General features: G+C 47.3%; 17 protein-coding genes and 1 riboswitch. Of the genes, 14 read left to right on the top strand and 3 right to left on the bottom strand.

The window, feature by feature from the left end; all coding sequences use genetic code 11:
* Positions 1-74: 74 nt before the first annotated feature.
* Positions 75-854 carry a hydrogen peroxide-dependent heme synthase gene (gene hemQ, locus ACUYLD_RS21855; RefSeq protein WP_023990152.1) on the bottom strand — a complete coding sequence of 260 codons (780 nt, stop codon included), beginning with the start codon at positions 852-854 and terminating at the stop codon, positions 75-77.
* A gap of 344 nt (positions 855-1,198) precedes the next feature.
* Between hemQ and ACUYLD_RS21850 the strand changes: the two genes are divergently transcribed.
* The 4 genes from ACUYLD_RS21850 (at position 1,199) to uvrC (ending at position 6,405) form a co-directional block, all read left to right on the top strand.
* The gene (locus ACUYLD_RS21850; RefSeq protein WP_446675979.1) at positions 1,199-2,716 is read left to right on the top strand and encodes a helicase DnaB; all 1,518 of its coding nucleotides are present in this window, start codon (positions 1,199-1,201) and stop codon (positions 2,714-2,716) included.
* A 53-nt stretch (positions 2,717-2,769) separates the two neighbouring features.
* On the top strand, positions 2,770-3,717 hold the full coding sequence (dnaI, locus tag ACUYLD_RS21845) for a primosomal protein DnaI (RefSeq protein ID WP_025724035.1): 948 nt from the start codon (positions 2,770-2,772) through the stop codon (positions 3,715-3,717).
* A gap of 125 nt (positions 3,718-3,842) precedes the next feature.
* Entirely contained in the window at positions 3,843-4,160 is a 318-nt protein-coding gene (trxA, locus tag ACUYLD_RS21840; protein WP_010347861.1) for a thioredoxin, read from the top strand.
* A gap of 160 nt (positions 4,161-4,320) precedes the next feature.
* Positions 4,321-6,405: an excinuclease ABC subunit UvrC gene (gene uvrC / locus ACUYLD_RS21835; protein ID WP_446675978.1), complete on the top strand. Its 2,085-nt coding sequence runs from the start codon at positions 4,321-4,323 to the stop codon at positions 6,403-6,405.
* Here the strand turns inward: uvrC and ACUYLD_RS21830 are convergent.
* Positions 6,374-8,104, bottom strand: coding sequence for a CPBP family intramembrane glutamic endopeptidase (locus ACUYLD_RS21830; protein ID WP_061830112.1), 1,731 nt, complete (start codon positions 8,102-8,104; stop codon positions 6,374-6,376). The genes uvrC and ACUYLD_RS21830 overlap by 32 nt on opposite strands.
* A gap of 261 nt (positions 8,105-8,365) precedes the next feature.
* Positions 8,366-8,518: riboswitch (cyclic di-AMP (ydaO/yuaA leader) on the top strand.
* 407 nt (positions 8,519-8,925) lie between these two features.
* On the opposite strand from ACUYLD_RS21830, the gene ACUYLD_RS21825 reads away from it, so the two are divergent.
* On the top strand, positions 8,926-10,266 hold the full coding sequence (locus ACUYLD_RS21825) for a TrkH family potassium uptake protein (RefSeq protein ID WP_254350164.1): 1,341 nt from the start codon (positions 8,926-8,928) through the stop codon (positions 10,264-10,266).
* Between the two features lie 193 nt (positions 10,267-10,459).
* Positions 10,460-11,137 carry a potassium channel family protein gene (locus tag ACUYLD_RS21820; RefSeq protein WP_028541455.1) on the top strand — a complete coding sequence of 226 codons (678 nt, stop codon included), beginning with the start codon at positions 10,460-10,462 and terminating at the stop codon, positions 11,135-11,137.
* Positions 11,138-11,142: 5 nt separating this feature from the next.
* Here ACUYLD_RS21820 and ACUYLD_RS21815 read toward each other — a convergent pair whose 3' ends face one another.
* Positions 11,143-12,048 (bottom strand): LysR family transcriptional regulator, encoded by a 906-nt coding sequence (locus ACUYLD_RS21815; RefSeq protein ID WP_028541456.1) that lies wholly within the window; start codon positions 12,046-12,048, stop codon positions 11,143-11,145.
* Positions 12,049-12,274: 226 nt separating this feature from the next.
* Here ACUYLD_RS21815 and ACUYLD_RS21810 point away from each other — a divergent pair, with 226 nt between their 5' ends.
* The 8 genes from ACUYLD_RS21810 to ACUYLD_RS21775 all read left to right on the top strand — a co-directional run bounded on the left by ACUYLD_RS21810 (position 12,275) and on the right by ACUYLD_RS21775 (position 20,258).
* Positions 12,275-12,949, top strand: a complete 675-nt coding sequence (locus tag ACUYLD_RS21810; RefSeq protein ID WP_061830110.1) for a succinate dehydrogenase cytochrome b558 subunit — start codon at positions 12,275-12,277, stop codon at positions 12,947-12,949.
* 93 nt (positions 12,950-13,042) lie between these two features.
* On the top strand, positions 13,043-14,788 hold the full coding sequence (gene sdhA, locus ACUYLD_RS21805) for a succinate dehydrogenase flavoprotein subunit (protein WP_061830109.1): 1,746 nt from the start codon (positions 13,043-13,045) through the stop codon (positions 14,786-14,788).
* Between the two features lie 19 nt (positions 14,789-14,807).
* Positions 14,808-15,575: a succinate dehydrogenase iron-sulfur subunit gene (gene sdhB / locus ACUYLD_RS21800; protein WP_446675977.1), complete on the top strand. Its 768-nt coding sequence runs from the start codon at positions 14,808-14,810 to the stop codon at positions 15,573-15,575.
* A gap of 170 nt (positions 15,576-15,745) precedes the next feature.
* Positions 15,746-16,555: an aminoglycoside N(3)-acetyltransferase gene (locus ACUYLD_RS21795; protein WP_061830127.1), complete on the top strand. Its 810-nt coding sequence runs from the start codon at positions 15,746-15,748 to the stop codon at positions 16,553-16,555.
* Positions 16,556-16,620: 65 nt separating this feature from the next.
* Positions 16,621-17,565, top strand: coding sequence for a metallophosphoesterase (locus tag ACUYLD_RS21790; protein WP_069290317.1), 945 nt, complete (start codon positions 16,621-16,623; stop codon positions 17,563-17,565).
* A 105-nt stretch (positions 17,566-17,670) separates the two neighbouring features.
* Positions 17,671-18,411: a metallophosphoesterase family protein gene (locus tag ACUYLD_RS21785; protein ID WP_025724028.1), complete on the top strand. Its 741-nt coding sequence runs from the start codon at positions 17,671-17,673 to the stop codon at positions 18,409-18,411.
* 51 nt (positions 18,412-18,462) lie between these two features.
* Positions 18,463-19,071 carry a GNAT family N-acetyltransferase gene (locus tag ACUYLD_RS21780; RefSeq protein ID WP_446675976.1) on the top strand — a complete coding sequence of 203 codons (609 nt, stop codon included), beginning with the start codon at positions 18,463-18,465 and terminating at the stop codon, positions 19,069-19,071.
* Positions 19,072-19,253: 182 nt separating this feature from the next.
* The gene (locus ACUYLD_RS21775) at positions 19,254-20,258 is read left to right on the top strand and encodes a helix-turn-helix transcriptional regulator (protein WP_235308443.1); all 1,005 of its coding nucleotides are present in this window, start codon (positions 19,254-19,256) and stop codon (positions 20,256-20,258) included.
* Positions 20,259-20,432 lie beyond the last annotated feature (174 nt).

Below are 20,432 nucleotides of genomic sequence, written 5' to 3'. Positions count from 1 at the left end.
AAGGATTCCGTCGTCCCGAAAGTGGGAGTTCACGAAATCCTCGGTTTTATTCAGTAAGAGTTGATGTCTGCGTCTTACAGCTTCAACATGTCTTCAAATGTCTCTTCATTCAACACGCTGCCGACATAGAAGGAGCCGAATTCACCGTAACGGGCACTGACTTCATCAAAACGCATTTCGTAGATTAGCTTCTTGAACTGAAGTGCGTCATCGGAGAACAGTGTTACGCCCCATTCCCAATCGTCAAAGCCGACGGAACCGGAAATAATTTGCTTTACTTTGCCAGCATAGCTGCGTCCAATTAAACCGTGGCTGCGCATCAAGGTGCGACGCTCGTCCATCGAAAGCATATACCAGTTGTCGTCCAGGTCACGTTTTTTGTTCATTGGATAGAAGCAAATATAACGCGCCTTGTTTAATACGGGCTTCAAGCGTGCGACGATTTGTGGATTTTGCATTGGATCTTCATCTTTGCTCAAATAATTACTTAGTTCCACCACACTCACATAAGAATAGGTTTTGGTTGTATATTTGGCGAAGGTTGTTTTGTTAAAGTCATTTTCCAGTTTATTGAGGTCTTCCAGCGTTTCGCGCAGGTGCATCATGACAAAATCAGCCTTTTGTCCGACTACAGTATAGACAGCTGAGCTGCCCAGACCCGCTTCCTCTGTAACGTTCCATTCCTTCATAAACTCTTGAAGCTCGTCCAGTGCTCCGGCGCGCTCTTCATCGTCTGCGGTCTTCCATGCTGTCCAGTTGATGGACCGGAAATCGTGAAGCGCATACCAGCCTTCCAGTGTGGAGGCTACTTCGTTGGGTGTTGCTGGGGTTTGTTGTGGTTGATGTTGACTCACGATCTACACTCCTTTACGATCTGTAAATGATAATCGGCTTAGCCGAAATATGTGTACTTCCTTATATCTTCCTGTATCCAAATACGTGATGCTTACCATTATATTGTAGCTCAAAGTAAAGCTTTTCACCAATGAAAGAAGTGTGAAGAATTTTATTTTTACCATGATGCAGGTCACAAAGTCATAAAATAGTTAGTATTCTCGAAAAAAGTAGAACTCAGACGAATATGGCTGCCAAAAAGGAGAACAATTGCCCTTATTTTGTTGGTCCCACGAGAAGGCAAGTATGATAGAATAGAAAAACATCTTGGAGACCGTTATGTCAGGAAAGGAAGAATGTTGGAATGCGGATGAAAAACCTGCTGCACTATACTGAGAACCACCGCTATTGCGTTTATCGGGAATTTGGCTTGAGCGCACTGGATGAATTGATGCTGGGAAGCGTCTATCAGCCGATGGTAGGCGCATTTGCGGTCAGTCTGTATCGACTGTTGTTCCAGCATGTGCCAGTTGGACAAATCGGTTATTCGCCGTTGGAACAGCAGCGTCGCCTTTTTCTGACACTGGGACTGGAGCCGAGTGAGAAGGGACGCAAGTATTTGATTGAACAGACTTCCAAGCTGGAGGCCGTCGGTCTGTTACAGACGTCCAGGCTGTATGCACCCGAAACGGACGACTATATGTACGAATATGAGATGCAGCCACCGCTTGCACCTGCTGAATTTTTCAGAACACAGCATCTCACCCTTTTGTTGAGAGACAAAATCGGTAAGTTTGCAGTGCTTTCTCTGAGAGAATCGTTGTGGAGCAGGGAATCTAGCGAATGGTCGCATTCTTCCTATAATAAAGAGAATATTTCGATTCCTTTCTACGAGTTATTTGAACTGAATACCCATGTTATAGATTATGAACTGGAGCAGGCGCTGTCCGAGGTGTCCACTAGTCGTCAGACTGGAGCACTAGCGTCAGAATCGGAGGAAGCATTGAATTATGCAGATATTATTCTCCGTTTTCCGCGTGAATCTGCCAATCGTAAGCACGTGGAACGTCTTCGGTTTGAGCACGAGCAGTTAGGCATGGTCAATTACGTTGTTCGCAAATTTGACCTTTCTGTACAGGATATCAGTCGCTTGCTGGATGAGGATGGTATTTTTACCGAAGCAGGCGATTTGTTGCTTGACGAGCTTCAGCTTCGGGCTAGTCAGCACTCCAGACAGGATCGGAAGCGTCAGGAGGAACAGCAGGTACAGGCCGCCAAAGTGGTCGCCTTGCGCCAGAGGGAAACTTCCACATCTGAAGAGCCGCCTGCAGAACAGGCTGTGGAAATGGAATTTTATGTGGAGGTTCCACCACAATTCACAGCCAAATGTGACATTCACCAGTATAATATGATGTTGCGCAACGAGCCTTATCGCCGGTTGCTGCAAACCTTTTTCCCTGGCACGGTTCCCGGTAACCTGCTGGATATATTCGAGAAAATTGATATCAGCTATAAGCTGCCCGGTGAAGTCATCAACGTGCTGATCCATTATTTAATGTCACTGCTCGTATCGGGGAGCGATCAGCGGATTAACCGCAACTTTGTCGAGGCCGTTGCTTCCAACATGCTGCTTAAGCAGGTAAACACTTACGAAAAAGCCGTTCAATATATAAGGGATCAAGCCAAGGTAAAAGGAAAACAGTCCTCTGCTTCTCCTTCTGGCGGTCGATCCCGTGCATATGCCAAAAATAACGGGCCAGCCAAGCCATCCATTCCAATCGTTCAGGATCATCCTTCCGAGGAGTCTGTATCTGAGGAAGAATTGGATGAACTGCTGCGTCTGGCCGAACGAATGCAATCTGGAAAACAGAAAAAGGTGTAGATAGATTTTAAGGTGTCTATAACTCTGCACATTTTAAGAAAGGAGGAGCGTTCTTGGAATCACTGGGCGATTTGCTACAGCAGATGCAGAACCCTTCGTTTCGCCAGCGCACTCGCAATGTAGCCGATCAAGTTCTAAATGATCCGCTCGTGCAGGAGTTTTGTGCTGCTCATCCTGATGTGGACGAAACACAATTGCGACTCAACATGAGCATGCTCTTTCAGTATGCCCGGGATCGTCGAAATTGCGACAATTGTCCGGGGCTGGAACGATGTCCTAACGATTTTCAGGGCCACTTTTGCAAGCTGGGCGTGGAATATCCGAATGGAACAGCCGAAATCGTGGACATTCGGACCCCATGTGCGAAGTTGGTTGCTTCCCAACATGAACAACGGGTTCGTCAGCGAATTAAAAGCTTTTATGTGGATGAACGCGCCCTTCTGGAGGGATATAACGCTCTTGAAATTGCGCGCAAAGATTCACAACGTATGCCTGCCGTCACACAGCTATTCCGTTACATTGAAGAGACGAAAAGTCAGGGTCTATCCAAAAAAGGACTGTATCTGGAAGGTACATTTGGTACGGGTAAAACTTTTTTGATGGGCTATCTATTGCACGAGCTGGCCCTGTCGGGTCTGAACGGTGTGATCGTGTATATGCCTGATTTTGTGGAGGACTTAAAGTCCATGATTCAGGACGGGCAGAAGCTGAAGGAAACGACCGAAATGCTCAAAAATTGTGATCTGCTCGTATTTGACGATATTGGTGCCGAAAATTTAAGCCCGTGGGTACGGGACCATGTGATGGGCTCCATACTGAATTACCGAATGAATCGCAAACCGACCTTTTATACTTCCAATTACTCATTGCAAGGGCTGGAGAAGCATCTCAGCTTTACGAGCAAGGACGGAGAGGAAATGTACAAAGGACAACGCTTGATGGACCGGATTCGTCCTTTTGTAGATGTCATTACCGTAAAGGGAAAAAATCAGCGGGGGTAAGCGTTTTTCCGTCTGCTATTTTGATATCTTACAATTAAAAGACTATTGTGATATAATTAAAAGGTGTCGAAACAGACATTACAGGTTATAATAATCTTGACTTTTCTATAAAGGAGGAACATACAATGGCAATTGTTAACGTGTCCGATCAATCCTTCAACGCAGAAGTCGAAGGCACAGGAACCGTTTTGGTTGATTTTTGGGCGCCATGGTGCGGTCCTTGCAAAATGATCGCTCCTATTCTGGAGGATCTGTCCACAGAAGTTGGCGACAGCGTCAAAATCGCGAAGGTGAACGTGGATGAAAATCCAGAGTCTGCTTCCCGTTTTGGCGTGATGAGTATTCCTACCCTGATCGTCTTCAAAGACGGACAGCCTGTTGATAAAGTGGTAGGTCTGAACTCTAAAGAAGCGCTGAAAAGCATGCTTACTAAACACCAATAATCATCGCATGTGACCCATGCTCCCGCGGGGGCTTGGTGGAGCGGCCATGAAAGGTCAATGCCTCCGGTTGTAAATACCGGGGGCGTTTTTGTGTATTATTCCTATATATTATAAATAGTTAGTTGAGTAATCATTAAGAATGGAAGGAGGAACCGGGCGAATGAAACCTTATGCGGAGGACTTGCAGAATCAGGAAAAGGCGCTGGAGAACATACGGCACAAATTAGCGTTACTGCCGGATGCATCAGGCTGTTACCTGATGAAGAATAGCGAAGGCACCATTATTTATGTCGGCAAGGCCAAAGTGTTGAAAAACCGGGTCCGTTCCTATTTTACAGGTAGCCATAACGGCAAGACGCAGCGACTGGTTTCCGATATCCGTGATTTTGAATATATCGTTACAGGCAGTAATATGGAGGCGCTCATCTTGGAGTGCAACCTCATTAAAAAGTACCAGCCGCGTTATAACGTGCTATTGAAGGATGATAAAACCTTTCCGTATTTGAAAATTACGAACGAGGCACACCCCAAGCTGGAGGTGACCCGTCGCGTTCTGAAAGATAAAGCAAAATATTTTGGACCGTACCCCAATTCCTACGCGGCACATCAGACGAAGAAGCTGCTGGATCGTATGTATCCGTTACGCAAGTGTGGTGTAATGCCCAAGGAAGTGTGTCTGTATTATCACATGCATCAATGTTTGGGGCCTTGTGTGAAAGAGGTCGAGAAGGAAACGTATGACCAGATTGGTCAGGAGATTGGTTCCTTTTTGAGCGGGGGACATGAGGAAATTAAAAAGGATCTTCAGCGTAAAATGCAGGAGGCCGCAGAGGAATTGTATTTTGAGCGGGCCAAGGAGCTGCGAGATCAGATTATCAGCATCGACGCGATGATGGAAAAGCAGAAAATCACCACATCGGATGCGAAGGATCGAGATGTATTTGGTTTTTCAGTAGATAAGGGCTGGATGTGTGTACAAATCCTATATGTCCGCAAAGGTAAAATGATCGAGCGCCATATGTCGACTTTTCCTTTCTACGGTGAGGCTTACAGTGATTTTATGTCCTATGTGACGCAATATTATAGTGACAACCCGGCAGTGCCGCAAGAAATATTGCTTCCAGATTCTCCTAAGCTGATGCAGGCCGAACAGGTCAATGTCGATCAACCGGTTGCGGCAGAAACTGTACTCCACAGTGCAGCTACAACCGATGCTACCGGACAGACAGATGAGAAAGCGATACAAACGGAGACAGAGCCTTCTGCTGACTCATTGCTGGTGGCTGAAGAACGGGCAACTTATGCAGGAGCAACAAATCAAGACCAAGTTGGTGACCAAGATACCGGAGTAAAGGAAACAGAAACCCAACTATCCGGTGGACTGGAGGACCCGAGTACGGCGGCTCTCGCTCTGGCTGAATGGTTGGATGTAAAGGTACTTGTACCGCAGCGTGGACTGAAAAAGCAAATGACAGGCATGGCGACGGAAAATGCACGTGTTGCTTTGGATGAGAAGTTTAAGCTGATCGAGCGGGATGAGGAACGGACATCCAAAGCTGCAAGCAATCTCGGACGTGCCATTGGACTGGATAGCTTGCACCGGGTGGAGGCGTTTGATAACTCCAACATCCAGGGTTCCGATCCAGTCTCAGCCATGATCGTGTTTATTGATGGCAAGCCTGCCAAGAAGGAGTATCGAAAATATAAAATCCGTTCTGTGCAGGGACCCGATGATTATGAAACAATGCGTGAGGTAATCCGACGTAGATATGAACGTGTGCTTAAGGAAAATTTGGAACGTCCCGACTTGATCGTTGTCGATGGTGGACGTGGACAAATTAAGGCGGCGACCGATGTATTGCAAAATGAGCTGGGTTTGTTCATTCCTGTGTGTGGTCTGGTGAAGGATGCCAAACATAGAACTTCCCAACTATTAGTGGGAGAGTCCTCTGAGGCCGTGACACTTGCACGCAATAGCGAAGAATTTTATCTGCTGCAACGGATTCAGGACGAGGTTCACCGTTTTGCCATCACGTTCCACCGCGAGCAACGCGGCAAATCTATGGTAACTTCCCGGCTGGATTCTATTCCAGGCATCGGCGAGAAACGGCGTAAGTTACTGCTTAAGCATTTTGGATCGCTCAAAAAAATAAGAGAGGCCAGTGTCGAAGACTTCCGGCCTCTCTCTATTGGGGATAAGCTTGCGCGTCAGATTATAGCTGCCCTTCGGGAGGAGGAGTCGTAGAATACGGCTCCTCTTTTTTTATAGGTTCAAACATAATTCGATTTGGCTTTTTAGGACTAAACCAATAAATGATGTAACCCACGATGGCTGGAAGTAAGATCCAGAATAGACCAGCGCTCACATTCACAGTGTCTCCCAGACTCATCACACTAAGTCCCATTAGAATGCTGTCAAAAATAACGTGGCTGAACATGGCGGCAATAAAGCCGTAACGCAGAAACACAAAACTGAACAGCAAACCAAGAAAAGTCAGCTCAATAGGTCTGGAAATCACCGGATAGATCGGATAAAGTGTATGCCCCAGTGCCCAAATCAGCGTGGTGATCAGACAAGCAACAAAAGTGTTTTTCACTATTTTTTTGACCATCGGAATACCAAACAGACGGTAGACAGTCTCTTCTCCAATACCTGCCATCCACGCCATAATCGGCAGTAGCCATGGATAAGCCATATTGTAAGGGGATTGTGTGGCATCTGTGGTGGAGAATGTATTAAATGTGCGCTCCAGTATAAAGAATAAGATGGATTGTACCCCGAGTAAAATAAAGGCCCACAAGTAGCCAACATACATACTGCGAAGCACATACAACCCGTAGCCCGGCTCTTTTGCACGCGGCCATGCATTCAGTCCAACCTGACGCATAAGCCCATCACCGCCGACCAAGGAGAAGTAGAGCGCTACAGCCATGAAAAAGGTAACACCAATCTGGAAAACCATAAGAAATATAAGCATGCCCTTACCGCCTGCTTCTGCTTGCAATAAAGGCAGCATGTTCATGGTCCCAGCTATACTAGCAATAAAGTATACAACGGATAGAACAATGCCGCGTACAAATGAAGTATGTCGTCGGGTGAGTGACGCATACACAATAGCAAGTACACCCAGTACAAAGCTAAATAGGGCATAACCCGCATAGGTCATCAAATTCGCCCAAAATGTTTGCTTTTCGATATAATCGGTATAGGACGACGGGGCCGAAAAGCTTTGGGTGAAGGAGCGAACATCACCGTCTTCAAAAGTAAAAGCCAGTGTAAGTACCGAGGCGCCGATTTTTTTATCGTCTACGGTATACTTTAATCCGCCTTCTTGTTCAGTGGTCGCAAGCTTCAAATCCGACGGCTTAAAGCCAAAGCGCTTGACCCATACTGCGGCCGCCTGCTCCTTGGCTTCGAGCGTCATGCCGTCCTCAGCCACACGTACAAGCCTGTTACGTGCTTGTTCATCCGTAGAAATATCAGCCTGTGTGTAATTGGTGCTGGAGGTGATCCGTTTAAAGCTAACGACCTTGCCAGTGGATAAATCCACATGAATTTGCAGTTTACTCTTCGCTGAGGATTCAGGCAGATCGACCCGAAAGGTTTCGTAAGGGTAACTTTTTTTCCATGTACGGTCGTACTGTTGAAGTAGTTTTTCTCTAGATAAATAACCGTACAAATCTGTTTCGGCCTGATAGGTCACGACAGGCTCCTCAGGCTGTGATTCAGTATAGCCCAGCTCGGAGCGGGCGAAGTCCAATGCGTGTATGACCGCTTCTTGTTTGCTGATGACCTTTGCGTTCATTACTGATTCTGGACTCGGATTGCTAAGCGAGGGAATAAGCAATTGAAAGATAAAAAAGCAAATCAGGCCAATCCCGCCCAGCAAGCCTAATTTTTTGAAGTTGGCCGTGAGCACGACCGGTTTCCCGATAGGATTCATGAGTTTCCTCCTTAATCTGTAAATAAGAACATCCATTAAAGATATCATACTGCACAGGTTCCCGCCAACAGACAAGCGATATTCATGAAAATAGAGTGAAAGCACTTTAAAGTTCCAATAAAATTAGATAAGCTGCGATTAAACGATGCCCATTCGCAAAATAAAGCCAATTTCACGTTTTTTCGGCGAAATCGGTTTTGTGATCTGGATATAGAAGGATTATAATCTTGAGGCAATGCCTATGAAATACATAGGTAATGATATACAGTTGAGCCGAATTTCTATGGGAAAACGGGGGAACCATGTTACTGGGGTGAATTTTACAACCGATCCTGCTGGATCGGAAGTGTAAATAGGGCATACTGTGCTGCCCGAATCCGTCAGCTAACCTCGTAGGCTATGAGCAGGAACCAAGTCAGGCACTCGGTTTTCCGGTGTCTTTTTTTGTGCGTATAAAAGTGTTTGGATTGGTTAGACCGCTGCGGGTGCAGATTGCTCTTCCGATTGCTGTTATCCCCGGATTTTTTGATTGTATACCCCCTTTAATGGTTAAAATCCGGAGATAAAGGCAAACGCTTCGCTTCTTCAGAACAATTCTGCCCCCTTCGCTACTGCCCGCCAATAGCACAGGAGCCGAGTAGTGCTTGACATGCATTCTTCCTGTATTCAGGGAATGCTAATTACAGTTAACTAAGGTTTGGAAAAATCAAAAAATTCAGGGGCAACGACGATCGAAAGATCAAATGGAACGCGTAGCGAGCTTACACCGTATTAAATCACTGATTTATAGTTTTAAGGATTAGGAGAGAAGTGATGAATAGATGAATCCCAATGCAAGCTGGCTCCGGCTTTCTCCACCGCAGATATTCGTTGCGGGCTTTGCCATTATCATTCTAATAGGTAGTTTATTGTTAATGCTGCCGATCTCCAATACAACAGGAAAGTCACTTGCGTTTATAGACGCTTTGTTTACTGCCGCCTCTGCGACCTGTGTTACAGGGCTTGTCGTTAAGGATACAGGGACCTTTTTTACAACCTTTGGTCAAGTTGTTATCGCCGCGCTCATTCAGATCGGCGGCCTGGGCTTTATGACCATGGCTACCTTAATCGCGCTGGTGTTCAAGCGTCGGATTTCCTTGCGGGAGCGTCTCATTTTGCAGGAAGCGATGAATCAGACTTCTGTAGAGGGAATTGTCGGGTTAATCCGTAAGGTATTACTGTACTCACTGGTTATTGAAGGCGTATGCGCTACGATATTCTCGGTTCGCTGGTCCTTTGATATGCCCGTAGGCAGGGCGATTTATTTTGGAATCTGGCATGCCATCTCCATGTTTAACAATGCTGGTTTTGATTTATTCGGTGAATTTCGCAGCTTGACAGGTTATGTATATGATCCGATTGTTAATTTTACCGCAATGTTTCTAATTATTTCTGGCGGCATTGGTTTTGTAGTGATGTCAGACCTGGCAGAATATCGCAAGCGCAAGAGACTGTCCTTGCATACCAAGGTGGTACTCAGCATGACGGGCGCTATGATTGTAGTCGGCACGCTCGTGATTTTTGTATTTGAGTTTACGAATCCAAAGACTCTTGGCTCGCTTGATTGGGGTGGTAAGCTACTGGGATCTTTATTCCAGTCCGTTACTCCCCGTACCGCAGGTGCCAATACGCTGGACATCGCAGGCTTGCGGCAGGCTACGCAGTTTTTTATCATCATACTCATGTTTATTGGGGCTTCCCCTGGCTCTACTGGAGGCGGGATTAAGACCACAACATTCGCCCTGCTCATTGGAGCAGTGATTTCGATGCTGCGGGGGCGGGAAGATATTGTACTGTTCAAGTACCGACTTGCGCAGGGACGAATTTACAAGGCTTTGACCATCACACTGCTGGGGTTGCTGTTCGTGATCGGGGTGACCATGATTTTGTCGGCAACCGAAGATCATCATTTTCTGATGATCTTGTTTGAGACGGTGTCTGCGTTTGGTACGGTGGGGCTGTCGATGGGGCTTACACCTGATTTGACAGTCATAGGCAAGCTGGTGATTACCCTGACGATGTTTGCAGGTAGACTGGGGCCACTCACGCTAGCTTATGCACTGGGGCCGAAAAAGGGTAAAGAATTGTATCGTCATCCGGAAGGCAAAATGATTATAGGATGAATCATTTCATATACATTTCGTTGGTTTAATCATTTCAGGATTTTGCAAAATTCGATACCAGTCGCTTCGAAGTCAAGATATAGACGAACTAAACCATTTCGTTCTATATCTTCTTCATTGGAAGTCGCTTATGGGATTTGTGCAAAATCCTCATTTATGAAATTGATTCAGATAAGGGAGTTTTCGAGTAGATATGAAAACGCAGCAGTTTGTAGTTATTGGCTTGGGGCGGTTTGGCTCAAGCCTGGCTTTGCAATTGGTGGATATGGGGTGCGAAGTGCTAGGCATTGACCGGAATGAGGATGTTGTGGACAGTATGAGTGAGATGTTGACACATACTGTCGTGGCGGACGCTACCGATGAAGACTCGTTGCGATCACTGGGCATCCGTAATTTCGATTGTGGCATTGTTGCTATTGGTGATGACATTCAGGTAAGCATCCTCACCGCCATTTTGCTGAAGGAGCTGGGTGTGAAAAAAGTTGTAGCCAAAGCCATATCTGTGCTGCACGGGCGTGCGTTAGAAAAGCTCGGTGTGGACCGGATTATTTATCCAGAACGGGATATGGGTATCCGGGTGGCTCACCAGCTAGTCACGCCTAATTTGCTCGATTATTTGGAGTTGTCTAAGGAATACAGTATTGTGGAACTCAATGTACCTGCATGTCTGAATGGCAAAACGCTAGCAGAGCTAAATGCCCGTACCCGCTTTGGTTGTAGCGTTGTGGCGCTTCATACGGCGAACGGTATCCTGATCGCACCGACGGCTATGGATCGGCTAAAAGCAGATGATATTATGGTCATCATCGGTTCGAATGACAATATCGGTCGCTTTGAGGATGAGGTTGTTAATGTTAATGAAGAGGATTAAACCCTCTACACCATACGGTAACCTGCAAACGACGCCCGTGTCTCGCTAATCCAGCGTCGTGCTGTCGGACCGAGATCGGTCGTCTCCGAGTAAATGAGGGAGGTCGTTCGGCGTGTCTCCTTCAAATCGGGCAAGTACAATGCAGTGAGTCCATTATCCCGTAATAGTTCGCTGCGCAAATAGGATTTGGGTAGCAAGGCAGAAGCCTTACAGGTTGGAAGCAGGCGTACAATTGCCTCGAAGGAGTCGATTTCCATGCGGATATCCGGCATGATGCCGCTGCGCTGGAATAAGTCATCCGTCAGACTGCGGTACCAGGTTCCTTTGGAGAAAATAATCATCGGCAATCCTTGCAGATCTTTCATCGAGGCCGTTCCTGTCTTGACGGTTAATTCATGTCCAATGGGAACAACGAGCTCCAAATGATCATCAAATAGCGGAATGCAACGCAGTCCGGCTTCATGAATGGCAGACCCGACAATACCGGCGTCTGCTTTTTTGTCACGTACAAAGGCGACGATTTCATGGGTTTTACCGGTGAGCAGCTTTAGCTCGGTTTGAGGATGCTTGCTCATGAAAGCTTCGACGAGGGTAGGCAGCGTCGTTTGGAGTGTCGTGAGACTAGCCCCGAGTGTAAGCATACTCTGGGCTTCATTTTTGTGCTGGGACAGCTTTTGTAAGAAGCGAAGCTGTCGTTGCCGTTGCTCTAGCGCGAATGTATAAACAAATCGGCCAGTGGACGTAATTTCGAGCCGTTTGCCCCGACGATCAAAGAGATTCACACCCAGCTCTTCCTCCAGCTTCGCAATTTTGCGAGACAGGGCAGGTTGGGACAGATTCAGCAGTTTGGAGGCTTTATTCAGGCTGGACTGCTCGACAATGACGGCAAAAGCGTTCAAATCCTCAAACAAATCATCCACTTCCTCTCTATATGCAAAAAAGACATAATAATTAATACGTATATTGCAATTCCATTATAAGCCGAAAAGGAGTAACATGAAAGCGACACAAGATGTTCACACTTTTGTTTTTCCTTATAAGGGACACCTTGTTGGACATTTCCTGTCGGAAACTGTCAATTTATATGTTATATTACTATTGAAAACGCTATTATTGGGAGAAGGGAGCATGACCTAGATGAGAGGATTTTATTCCAGAAAGCTGCATTCGCTTCTTGGCGTCATTCCGCTGGCTCTATTTTTTGTTGAGCATTTGGTGACGAACTTCACAGCGGTGGAGGGCGGCAAGGAAGGATTTAATCGCAGCGTGGCCTTCCTGAATGGTTTGCCACTGGTTATTGTGCTAGAAACGTTATTCATCTACTTGCCATTACTGTTCCACGGAATTTATGGCTTGTATATTGCTTATCAGGCTGACCCGAATGTCAAAAGATTCGGCTATTCACGTAACTGGCGCTTTCTGTTCCAGCGTATTTCCGGCGTCATTACGTTTGTATTTATTATCTGGCACGTATACGACACGCGCTTTCAGGTGGCTCTGGGTAATGTAACCCATGAGGAGCTAGGCGGAGTCATGCATGGCATCGTGACGAACCCGGTTTATTTCATTTTGTATTTAATCAGTGTCGTTTCGGCATCCTTTCACTTTGCTAACGGACTGTGGGCATTTATGGTTAGTTGGGGGATTACCGTGGGACCACGTGCGCAAAAAGTATCTTCTTATATCTGTATGACCCTGTTCGTGGTGGTGTCTATCGGCTTCATCGCTTCCCTGCTTGCATTCCGCAGCGCGGAATTTCAGGAAACGGCAACTGCCTTGGTGCAATGCGGCGCTTTTAAACAGCTACTATAAACGACTCATATCAATTATATATCGTGTTGAGATTCTATTTTCAAACGTAAAAGGGGATTTGGTTAAAATCCTAAAAAAAAGGAGTGAGCAGAAATGGCAGCATCCAACATTATTGTCGTGGGCGGCGGTCTGGCAGGTCTAATGGCTACGATCAAGGCGGCAGAGGCGGGAGTTCACGTTCATTTATTTTCTTTGGTTCCGGTCAAAAGGTCCCACTCCGTTTGTGCTCAAGGCGGCATCAACGGTGCGGTAAATACCAAGGGTGAGGGAGACTCACCCTGGATTCACTTTGATGATTCAGTCTATGGCGGGGACTTTCTGGCCAACCAGCCTCCGGTAAAAGCGATGTGCGAAGCGGCTCCGGGGATCATTCATCTCATGGACCGCATGGGCGTCATGTTTAACCGGACACCGGAAGGACTGCTGGACTTCCGCCGCTTCGGCGGTACCCAGCATCATCGGACCGCTTTTGCCGGTGCGACGACAGGACAGCAGCTTCTGTACGCTCTCGATGAGCAGGTACGGCGCTGGGAATCTGCGGGTTTGGTGACCAAGTACGAGAACTGGGAGTTTTTACAGGCTGTACTGGATGATGAAGGCATCTGTCGAGGGATTTGCGGGCAGGATTTGCGTACGATGGAAGTGAAGACTTTTGCGGCGGATGCAGTTATTTTGGCGTCTGGTGGCCCCGGGATTATTTTCGGTAAAACCACGAATTCCGTCATTAATACGGGCACAGCTGCCGGTGCGGTGTATCAGCAAGGCGTACGCTATGCGAACGGTGAGTTTATCCAGATTCATCCGACGGCTATACCAGGTGATGACAAGCTGCGTCTGATGTCCGAGTCGGCACGGGGAGAGGGCGGTCGTATTTGGACGTATAAGGACGGCAAGCCATGGTATTTCCTCGAAGAAAAGTATCCGGCTTACGGAAATCTGGTCCCTCGCGATATTGCGACACGTGAAATATTCAGTGTATGCGTTGATGATGGACTGGGTATTAATGGCGAGAACATGGTCTACCTCGATCTGTCCCACAAGGACCCGAAAGAACTGGATGTAAAGCTGGGCGGCATTATTGAAATTTATGAAAAATTCGTCGGTGACGATCCGCGCAAAATCCCGATGAAAATATTCCCGGCTGTTCATTATTCAATGGGCGGTATGTGGGTCGATTACAATCAGATGACGAATATACCGGGCTTGTTCGCGGCTGGTGAGTGTGAATTCCAATATCACGGTGCGAACCGTTTGGGTGCGAACTCGTTGCTGTCAGCCATTTACGGCGGGATGGTGGCTGGACCTAAGGCTGTGGAATACATCAAGGGCTTGAAAAAATCTGCACAGGATATAGCTACCTCCGTATTTGATGCGGCAGTTCATCAGCAGACGGAGAAATATGAGCGTATTTTGCATATGGACGGAAAAGAAAATGCTTATGTTCTTCATAAAGAGCTGGGCGAGTGGATGACGAACAACATGACTGTGGTTCGTTATAATGACAAGCTGGAAGCTACGATCCACAAGATCAAGGAGCTGAAGGAGCGTTACTCTAACATTAACATCAATGACGCTTCGCGCTGGAACAATGCGGGTGCGGCGTTTACACGGCAACTGTGGAATATGATGGAGCTGGCTGAAGCGATGACCAAAGGTGCGCTACTGCGCAACGAAAGCCGCGGGGCCCATTACAAACCAGACTTCCCGGATCGCAACGATGAGGATTTCCTGAAAACAACGATTGCGGATTGGACACCGGAAGGACCACAAATCTCGTATGAAGCGGTGGATGTTTCGCTGATCAAGCCGCGTATTCGGGATTATTCCAAGAACAAATAACGGAAGGGAGTGTATTTAGATGTCGGAGCAAGCAGTGAAGTCGAATAAAACAGTGAAGTTCGTTGTGACCCGTCAAGCTGATCCTAAAGCCAGTCCCTATACGGAAGAATTCGAATTGGCTTATCGTCCGGGGATGAATGTGATTAGCGCGCTGATGGAAATTCAGCGTAACCCGGTGGACAGCCACGGTAAAGAGACGGCCCCGGTATGCTGGGAGTCGAATTGCCTGGAGGAAGTATGCGGAGCATGCTCCATGGTGATTAACGGCAAGCCGCGTCAGGCCTGTGCAGCGCTCGTCGATAAGCTGGAACAGCCGATTACGATCGCGCCGATGAGCACGTTTCCGGTAGTTCGGGATTTGGTCATCGACCGTAGCCGGATGTTTAACGCGCTCAAGAAGGTCAAAGCGTGGATTCCGATTGACGGTACCTACGATCTGGGCCCTGGTCCTAGAATGGCAGAGAAAAAGCGTCAGTGGGCGTATGAGCTGTCCAAGTGCATGACCTGCGGTGTCTGTCTGGAAGCTTGCCCGAACGTCAACGAGAAGACGACGTTCATCGGACCTGCGGCGATATCTCAGGTTCGCCTGTTTAACAGCCATCCGACAGGGGAAATGAATCAAGAAGAGCGGCTGGAGGCGTTGATGACGGACGATGGGCTGGAAGGATGCGGGAACTCGCAAAACTGCGTACGTTCTTGCCCGAAAGGCATTCCGTTGACAACTTCTATTGCCGAAATGAATAAGGAAACGACCAAGCATATGTTCAAGAGCTGGCTGACTGTATAGCACTAGACAGCGAATAGGTTTGCCCAAACAGGCTTTTTCTCAAACTGGAGAAAGCCTGTTTTTTTGCGCTCAGAAAAGATGGAGGGTAACATGGAGGAAGGAGCGCGGATAGCAGTTATGGTATAATTATGGTATTGTGTATCGTTTTTGGAGAAAAGGAGGCTGGACAGGTGACTGTGCAACCGATAACGAATCGACCTGTCACTAGGTCGGATGTCATGAAGGGATTAAAGGAGCTGGGAGTTCGGAGCGGCATGACATTGCTTGTTCACTCGTCGATGCGCAGCTTTGGGCGCTTTGTTCCAGGCGGAGCCTCGGCCATTCTTGCCGCGCTAACCGAAGCGGTTGGCCCGGAAGGGACGCTGGTGATGCCGACACAGTCTCATGACTTGACTGATCCTTCGACCTGGATGAACCCGCCTCTGGATGAGTCATGGTGGGAACTGGTACGCGAGGAAATGCCCGCTTATAATCCGGCCTGGACGCTGACCGGGGGGATGGGCATCATTGTAGAAACGTTCCGTGGCCTGCCGGGAACCAAGCGCAGCGGGCATCCGCATGTTTCTCTGGCGGCACGTGGACCTGCTGCTTTGGGATTACTGACAGATCATCAGCTCGACTATGGGCTGGGTGAGCATTCGCCCTTGGCAAAGCTGTATGAGGCAGATGCCTATGTGCTGCTGTTGGGCTGCGGACATGACAGCAACACGTCCTTGCATTTGGCGGAATATCGAACAGCCTATAATGGACGAGAAGTGATCACGCATCAAGCTCCTATGATGGTGGATGGAGCAAAAGCGTGGGTATCTTTTCAGGATTTTAATATTACCTCAGATGACTTTGAGAAGCTGGGACTTGATTTTGAACGGGACTGTCCCTCAGCCTTTACGCGAGTGAACATTGGAGAGGCTTCATGTTTTTTCGCGAGGCAACGTGATTTGGTAGACTATGCGGAGCAGTGGTTGTCCACCCATCGCTAAAGCTTCTGGACAGTAAGAATTTCTAAAAAGTGAGATCAAGGAATAGATCGCAAGGGGGAACGCATATGGAGAAGACGCCGCACACCCGCCGCGAGAGTCAGGATGGCCCGCATCAGGGGGCCGCTATCCCTCCCGGTTCTTCGCGGCGTTCCATTTCAAATGAACCAGCCAATCCTTCGCGCCGTCATTTTTTGAAAAAGGCGGCTTTAGCCACAGCCGGAACCGCGCTTCTGGCTGGAGGATATGCTTCCTTATGGGAGCCTAATCATTTGGAAATTACACGCTTCAACTTGACTCTCCCTCGTCTTCCGTCTGCTTTTGACGGAATCAGGGTCGTACATTTCAGTGATGTGCACTTGGGTTTTCATATGGATGAGCAGGATCTGCGCGAGCTTGCGGACCGTATAGCAGGTCTGAAGCCAGATTTGCTCTGTTTTACAGGCGATATTGTAGATGACTATGCAGTATCCATGAAGGCTGCTGTTCCAGTTATGGCTTCGATGCACGCCACACTTGGCAAATTTGCTATTCTGGGCAATCATGATTATAGAGGCTTACCAGCCGGAGTTCAGGAATTATACCCTAAAACCGGATTTACACTGCTGAGAAACGAGCATGCGATTGTAGAGCTTGCGGGACAGCGTGTAGCCATGGTCGGTTTAGAGGATAACATCATGGGCAAGCCCAATCCGCAGCGTGCCATTCACGGGCTACCTGATGAGATGTGCAAGCTGCTGCTGATGCATGAGCCGGACTATGCAGATGTAGCGGCGCAAATGTCCTTTGATCTTCAACTGTCGGGGCATACGCATGGAGGACAGGTACGCTTGCCGGTCATTGGAGCACCAATGCCGCCTCCGGGTGGACGCAAGTACATCCAGGGGTTATTTCATGTGGGAACAGAGAGAATGCCGCTGTATGTCAGCCGAGGCATTGGCATGACACATTTGCCGATTCGCGTGCTGTGCAGACCAGAGCTTAGTGTCATTACGCTAAAATCCGGCCAATAGGCCATGATCTTTTTTTCATCTTTATCATATATGTTGGAACTACATAAAGATGGCTTGAATGTAGTGTAGAGATGTAGTCGTTTTGGACAAAGGAGTGAGGTTCAGATGGATCGTATTGCTGTCATTTCAGATATTCATGGCAATTGGCCTGCCTGTGAGGCGGTGCTGGAGGATATTGCTTCCCGAGGCATTAGCCGTGTGTTTTGTTTGGGGGATCTGATCGGCAAAGGGCCTAGCCCGTGCGAGGTTCTGGATGCTGTCCGTCAACGTTGTGAAGTGGTCGTGCGGGGGAATTGGGATGAGCTGGTTAGTATTACGGATGATCTCAATTTTAGCTGGCAAGCCGAGCGCTTGGGGGCAGAACGAGTGCAGTATTTGGCACAGTTACCGTTTCATTATGATTTCAGAATGAGCGGACGCCGTATCCGTCTGGTGCATGCCTCGCCGCAAAGTGTATATCACCGTGTGCAGCCGTGGGATGAGCCGGAAAAACGGCTTGCCATGTTCGATCCGTTAGCAGAAGAAAATGGAAAAGTTGCTTTTGCTCCAGATGTTGTGGGATATGGTGATGTGCACAATGCTTTTATCCAGCATTTTCAGGGAAAAACCCTTTTTAACGTCGGCAGTGTCGGGAATCCGTTGGATGTTACGCAGGCTTCCTACTGCATTTTAGAGGGCGAGATGGGAGAGGAGCAGCCTACGTCCTTCTCCATTCATTTTGTACGTGTACCTTATGATATAGAACTGGCGGTAAAACAAGCGGAGGAAGCTGCTGTGCCTTCTTTGCCGTATTATATTCGAGAGCTGCGCACAGGAATTTACCGCGGGATTCAGGACCTGGATTAAGTATGGAAACATTCATTTCTAAAAGCCAATCCATCCGCAGGGGGGAACATTGTGCTGACCAGAGAAATGCTTCGTCTTGGGCTACCGGAGCTTTACACCCGCCGAGTCCGATTGCGCCAGCTAAGAACGGAGGATTATCCCGCGCTGGAACGGATTCTATCCGATCCATTGGTGATCCAATATGTGAATCGAATTCGCAAACCAGTCAATACACGAATGCGGCGTCTGGTTGCGCAAATTAAAATATCTGCTGATTCACTAGATTCCCTGCATTTTGCGGTGGAATGGCATCAGAGAAATACAGGAGAAAGCAATCTACTTGGTGAATCCAATGAGCTTACCTCCTCACCGTTGCTCGGTATCGTCTCTTTTCAGCAATGGAATGAAAGAACGGGTGAGGCACAACTGGGCTATATTCTGGATCGTCCTTTTTGGGGACAGGGGCTGGCTACAGAAGTGGTTGGAGAAATGCTGAATTTTGGTTTCGGATCTTTGAAGCTCAAGCGGATCGAAAGTCGTTGCCAAGAGGATAATCAGGCTTCCATGCGCGTACTTATTAAGAATAAGATGCGCCTGCTGCGTACAATTGGTGCTTATGATCCCTCAGGAGAGGTGCCGAGTGTATTGGTATTTTCGATGACCCAAGGGGATTATGCCTAGAAATGGAAGTGGAATATTTTGTTACAAAGATGAAATATAACTGCAAAACAACTCTAACACAGGACGGGTACAATACAGGCATGACCCCCTTTTGAATAATAAATGTTGCTGGGACCCGATGATTCGGGTCCTCTTTTTTTGTTATTCTATAGTTAGGACTGAACAGGAAAGAAGGGCTGATATTGGCTTTGAATATATGGAGTGCAGACATTCATCATTTATTTGACCAATTCACGGAGCTTGTGGATGGTCGTATTCATCATAAAAAATGGGAGCAACAACTCACGCTTCCCCCGCATATGGGCAAGGGAAGCATGACACGCACACAGATTCGCCCAGGTATGGAAATCGTGGTCACGGATCTTACCTTTGAACAGAATATGAAGCTTCATATTCAGGAGGCTTGTCCGCTCTTTGAACTCAGCTATTGCTTAAACGGTGAAATATACTGTGAATGGAACGGCAAAGAAAGTCATACCAATCGTTTGACCGGGAATGTTTTATATTTAGAGGATGAACTGGTTTATGAGGAAAAGAAGGCAGGAGTTCGCCATCAAATGCTGGAAATACGATGTTCTCCACAAGAGCTTTTTCATTATGCCGGAGATATCGCAGAAAAGCATAGCATGGAAACATGGTTACAGCGTTACAAGGGGAATATCGACTCTTATGCGGATACGCCAGCCATGCATAAGTGTGTTTTTGACATGATACATTGCAACTACAATGGGACGATGAAACGGTTATACATGGAAAGCAAGGCAATGGAGTTTATTGCATTATTTGGGGAGATGGATGGACATGAAATAAGGGGTACAAGCCATTTTATAAGTCGTGAAGATATATCCAAGCTCCAAAAGGCTCGTGAATTCGTCATTCTTCATTTTGAACATCCCCTGTCTATTCAAGCGCTGGCCCGAAAGGTTGGGCTTAATGAATTCAAGCTAAAGAAGGGATTCCCCCATTTATTCGGAATGACTATTTTTGAAATGGTGCGTAAGCAAAGAATGGAAAAAGCACTCTGGTACTTGGAAGTTGAACAATTAAACATTGGAGAGACTGCCTTTTCAATTGGGTACAGCAACGCCAGCAATTTTACGACAACCTTTCGAAAGTATTATGGTTGTAATCCTAGCGAATATATCAAGAAAATACGTAACCCAGATACATTTTCGAATAAATCTTAATGAAACCAATCCTTCAAGCATGTCCATCATGTTTGGAGGATTTTGCATTTGTGCTCCTTCTATAGGGATAGAAAATACCTCCGTAGGTAGAGCCTCCTTCCTTTATAGATGATAATGGTTATCAAGTTGAGATGAGAAATGAAAAGATCAAAGATAACCATTATAGAGTTGGAG

This window comes from Paenibacillus sp. SER-28, assembly GCF_052906305.1.
The sequence above is the reverse complement of the archived record's forward strand: the minus strand, read 5'-3'. Positions and strand labels throughout refer to the sequence as shown.

What these genes read in the sequence shown, in the direction of transcription:
- ACUYLD_RS21850 (WP_446675979.1), top strand. Translation starts at nt 1,199, where the DNA reads ATGCGGATGAAAAACCTGCTGCACTATACTGAGAACCACCGCTATTGC.
- trxA (WP_010347861.1), top strand. Translation starts at nt 3,843, where the DNA reads ATGGCAATTGTTAACGTGTCCGATCAATCCTTCAACGCAGAAGTCGAA.
- uvrC (WP_446675978.1), top strand. Translation starts at nt 4,321, where the DNA reads ATGAAACCTTATGCGGAGGACTTGCAGAATCAGGAAAAGGCGCTGGAG.
- ACUYLD_RS21830 (WP_061830112.1), bottom strand. Translation starts at nt 8,104, where the DNA reads ATGAATCCTATCGGGAAACCGGTCGTGCTCACGGCCAACTTCAAAAAA.
- ACUYLD_RS21825 (WP_254350164.1), top strand. Translation starts at nt 8,926, where the DNA reads ATGAATCCCAATGCAAGCTGGCTCCGGCTTTCTCCACCGCAGATATTC.
- ACUYLD_RS21820 (WP_028541455.1), top strand. Translation starts at nt 10,460, where the DNA reads ATGAAAACGCAGCAGTTTGTAGTTATTGGCTTGGGGCGGTTTGGCTCA.
- ACUYLD_RS21810 (WP_061830110.1), top strand. Translation starts at nt 12,275, where the DNA reads ATGAGAGGATTTTATTCCAGAAAGCTGCATTCGCTTCTTGGCGTCATT.
- sdhA (WP_061830109.1), top strand. Translation starts at nt 13,043, where the DNA reads ATGGCAGCATCCAACATTATTGTCGTGGGCGGCGGTCTGGCAGGTCTA.
- sdhB (WP_446675977.1), top strand. Translation starts at nt 14,808, where the DNA reads ATGTCGGAGCAAGCAGTGAAGTCGAATAAAACAGTGAAGTTCGTTGTG.
- ACUYLD_RS21790 (WP_069290317.1), top strand. Translation starts at nt 16,621, where the DNA reads ATGGAGAAGACGCCGCACACCCGCCGCGAGAGTCAGGATGGCCCGCAT.
- ACUYLD_RS21785 (WP_025724028.1), top strand. Translation starts at nt 17,671, where the DNA reads ATGGATCGTATTGCTGTCATTTCAGATATTCATGGCAATTGGCCTGCC.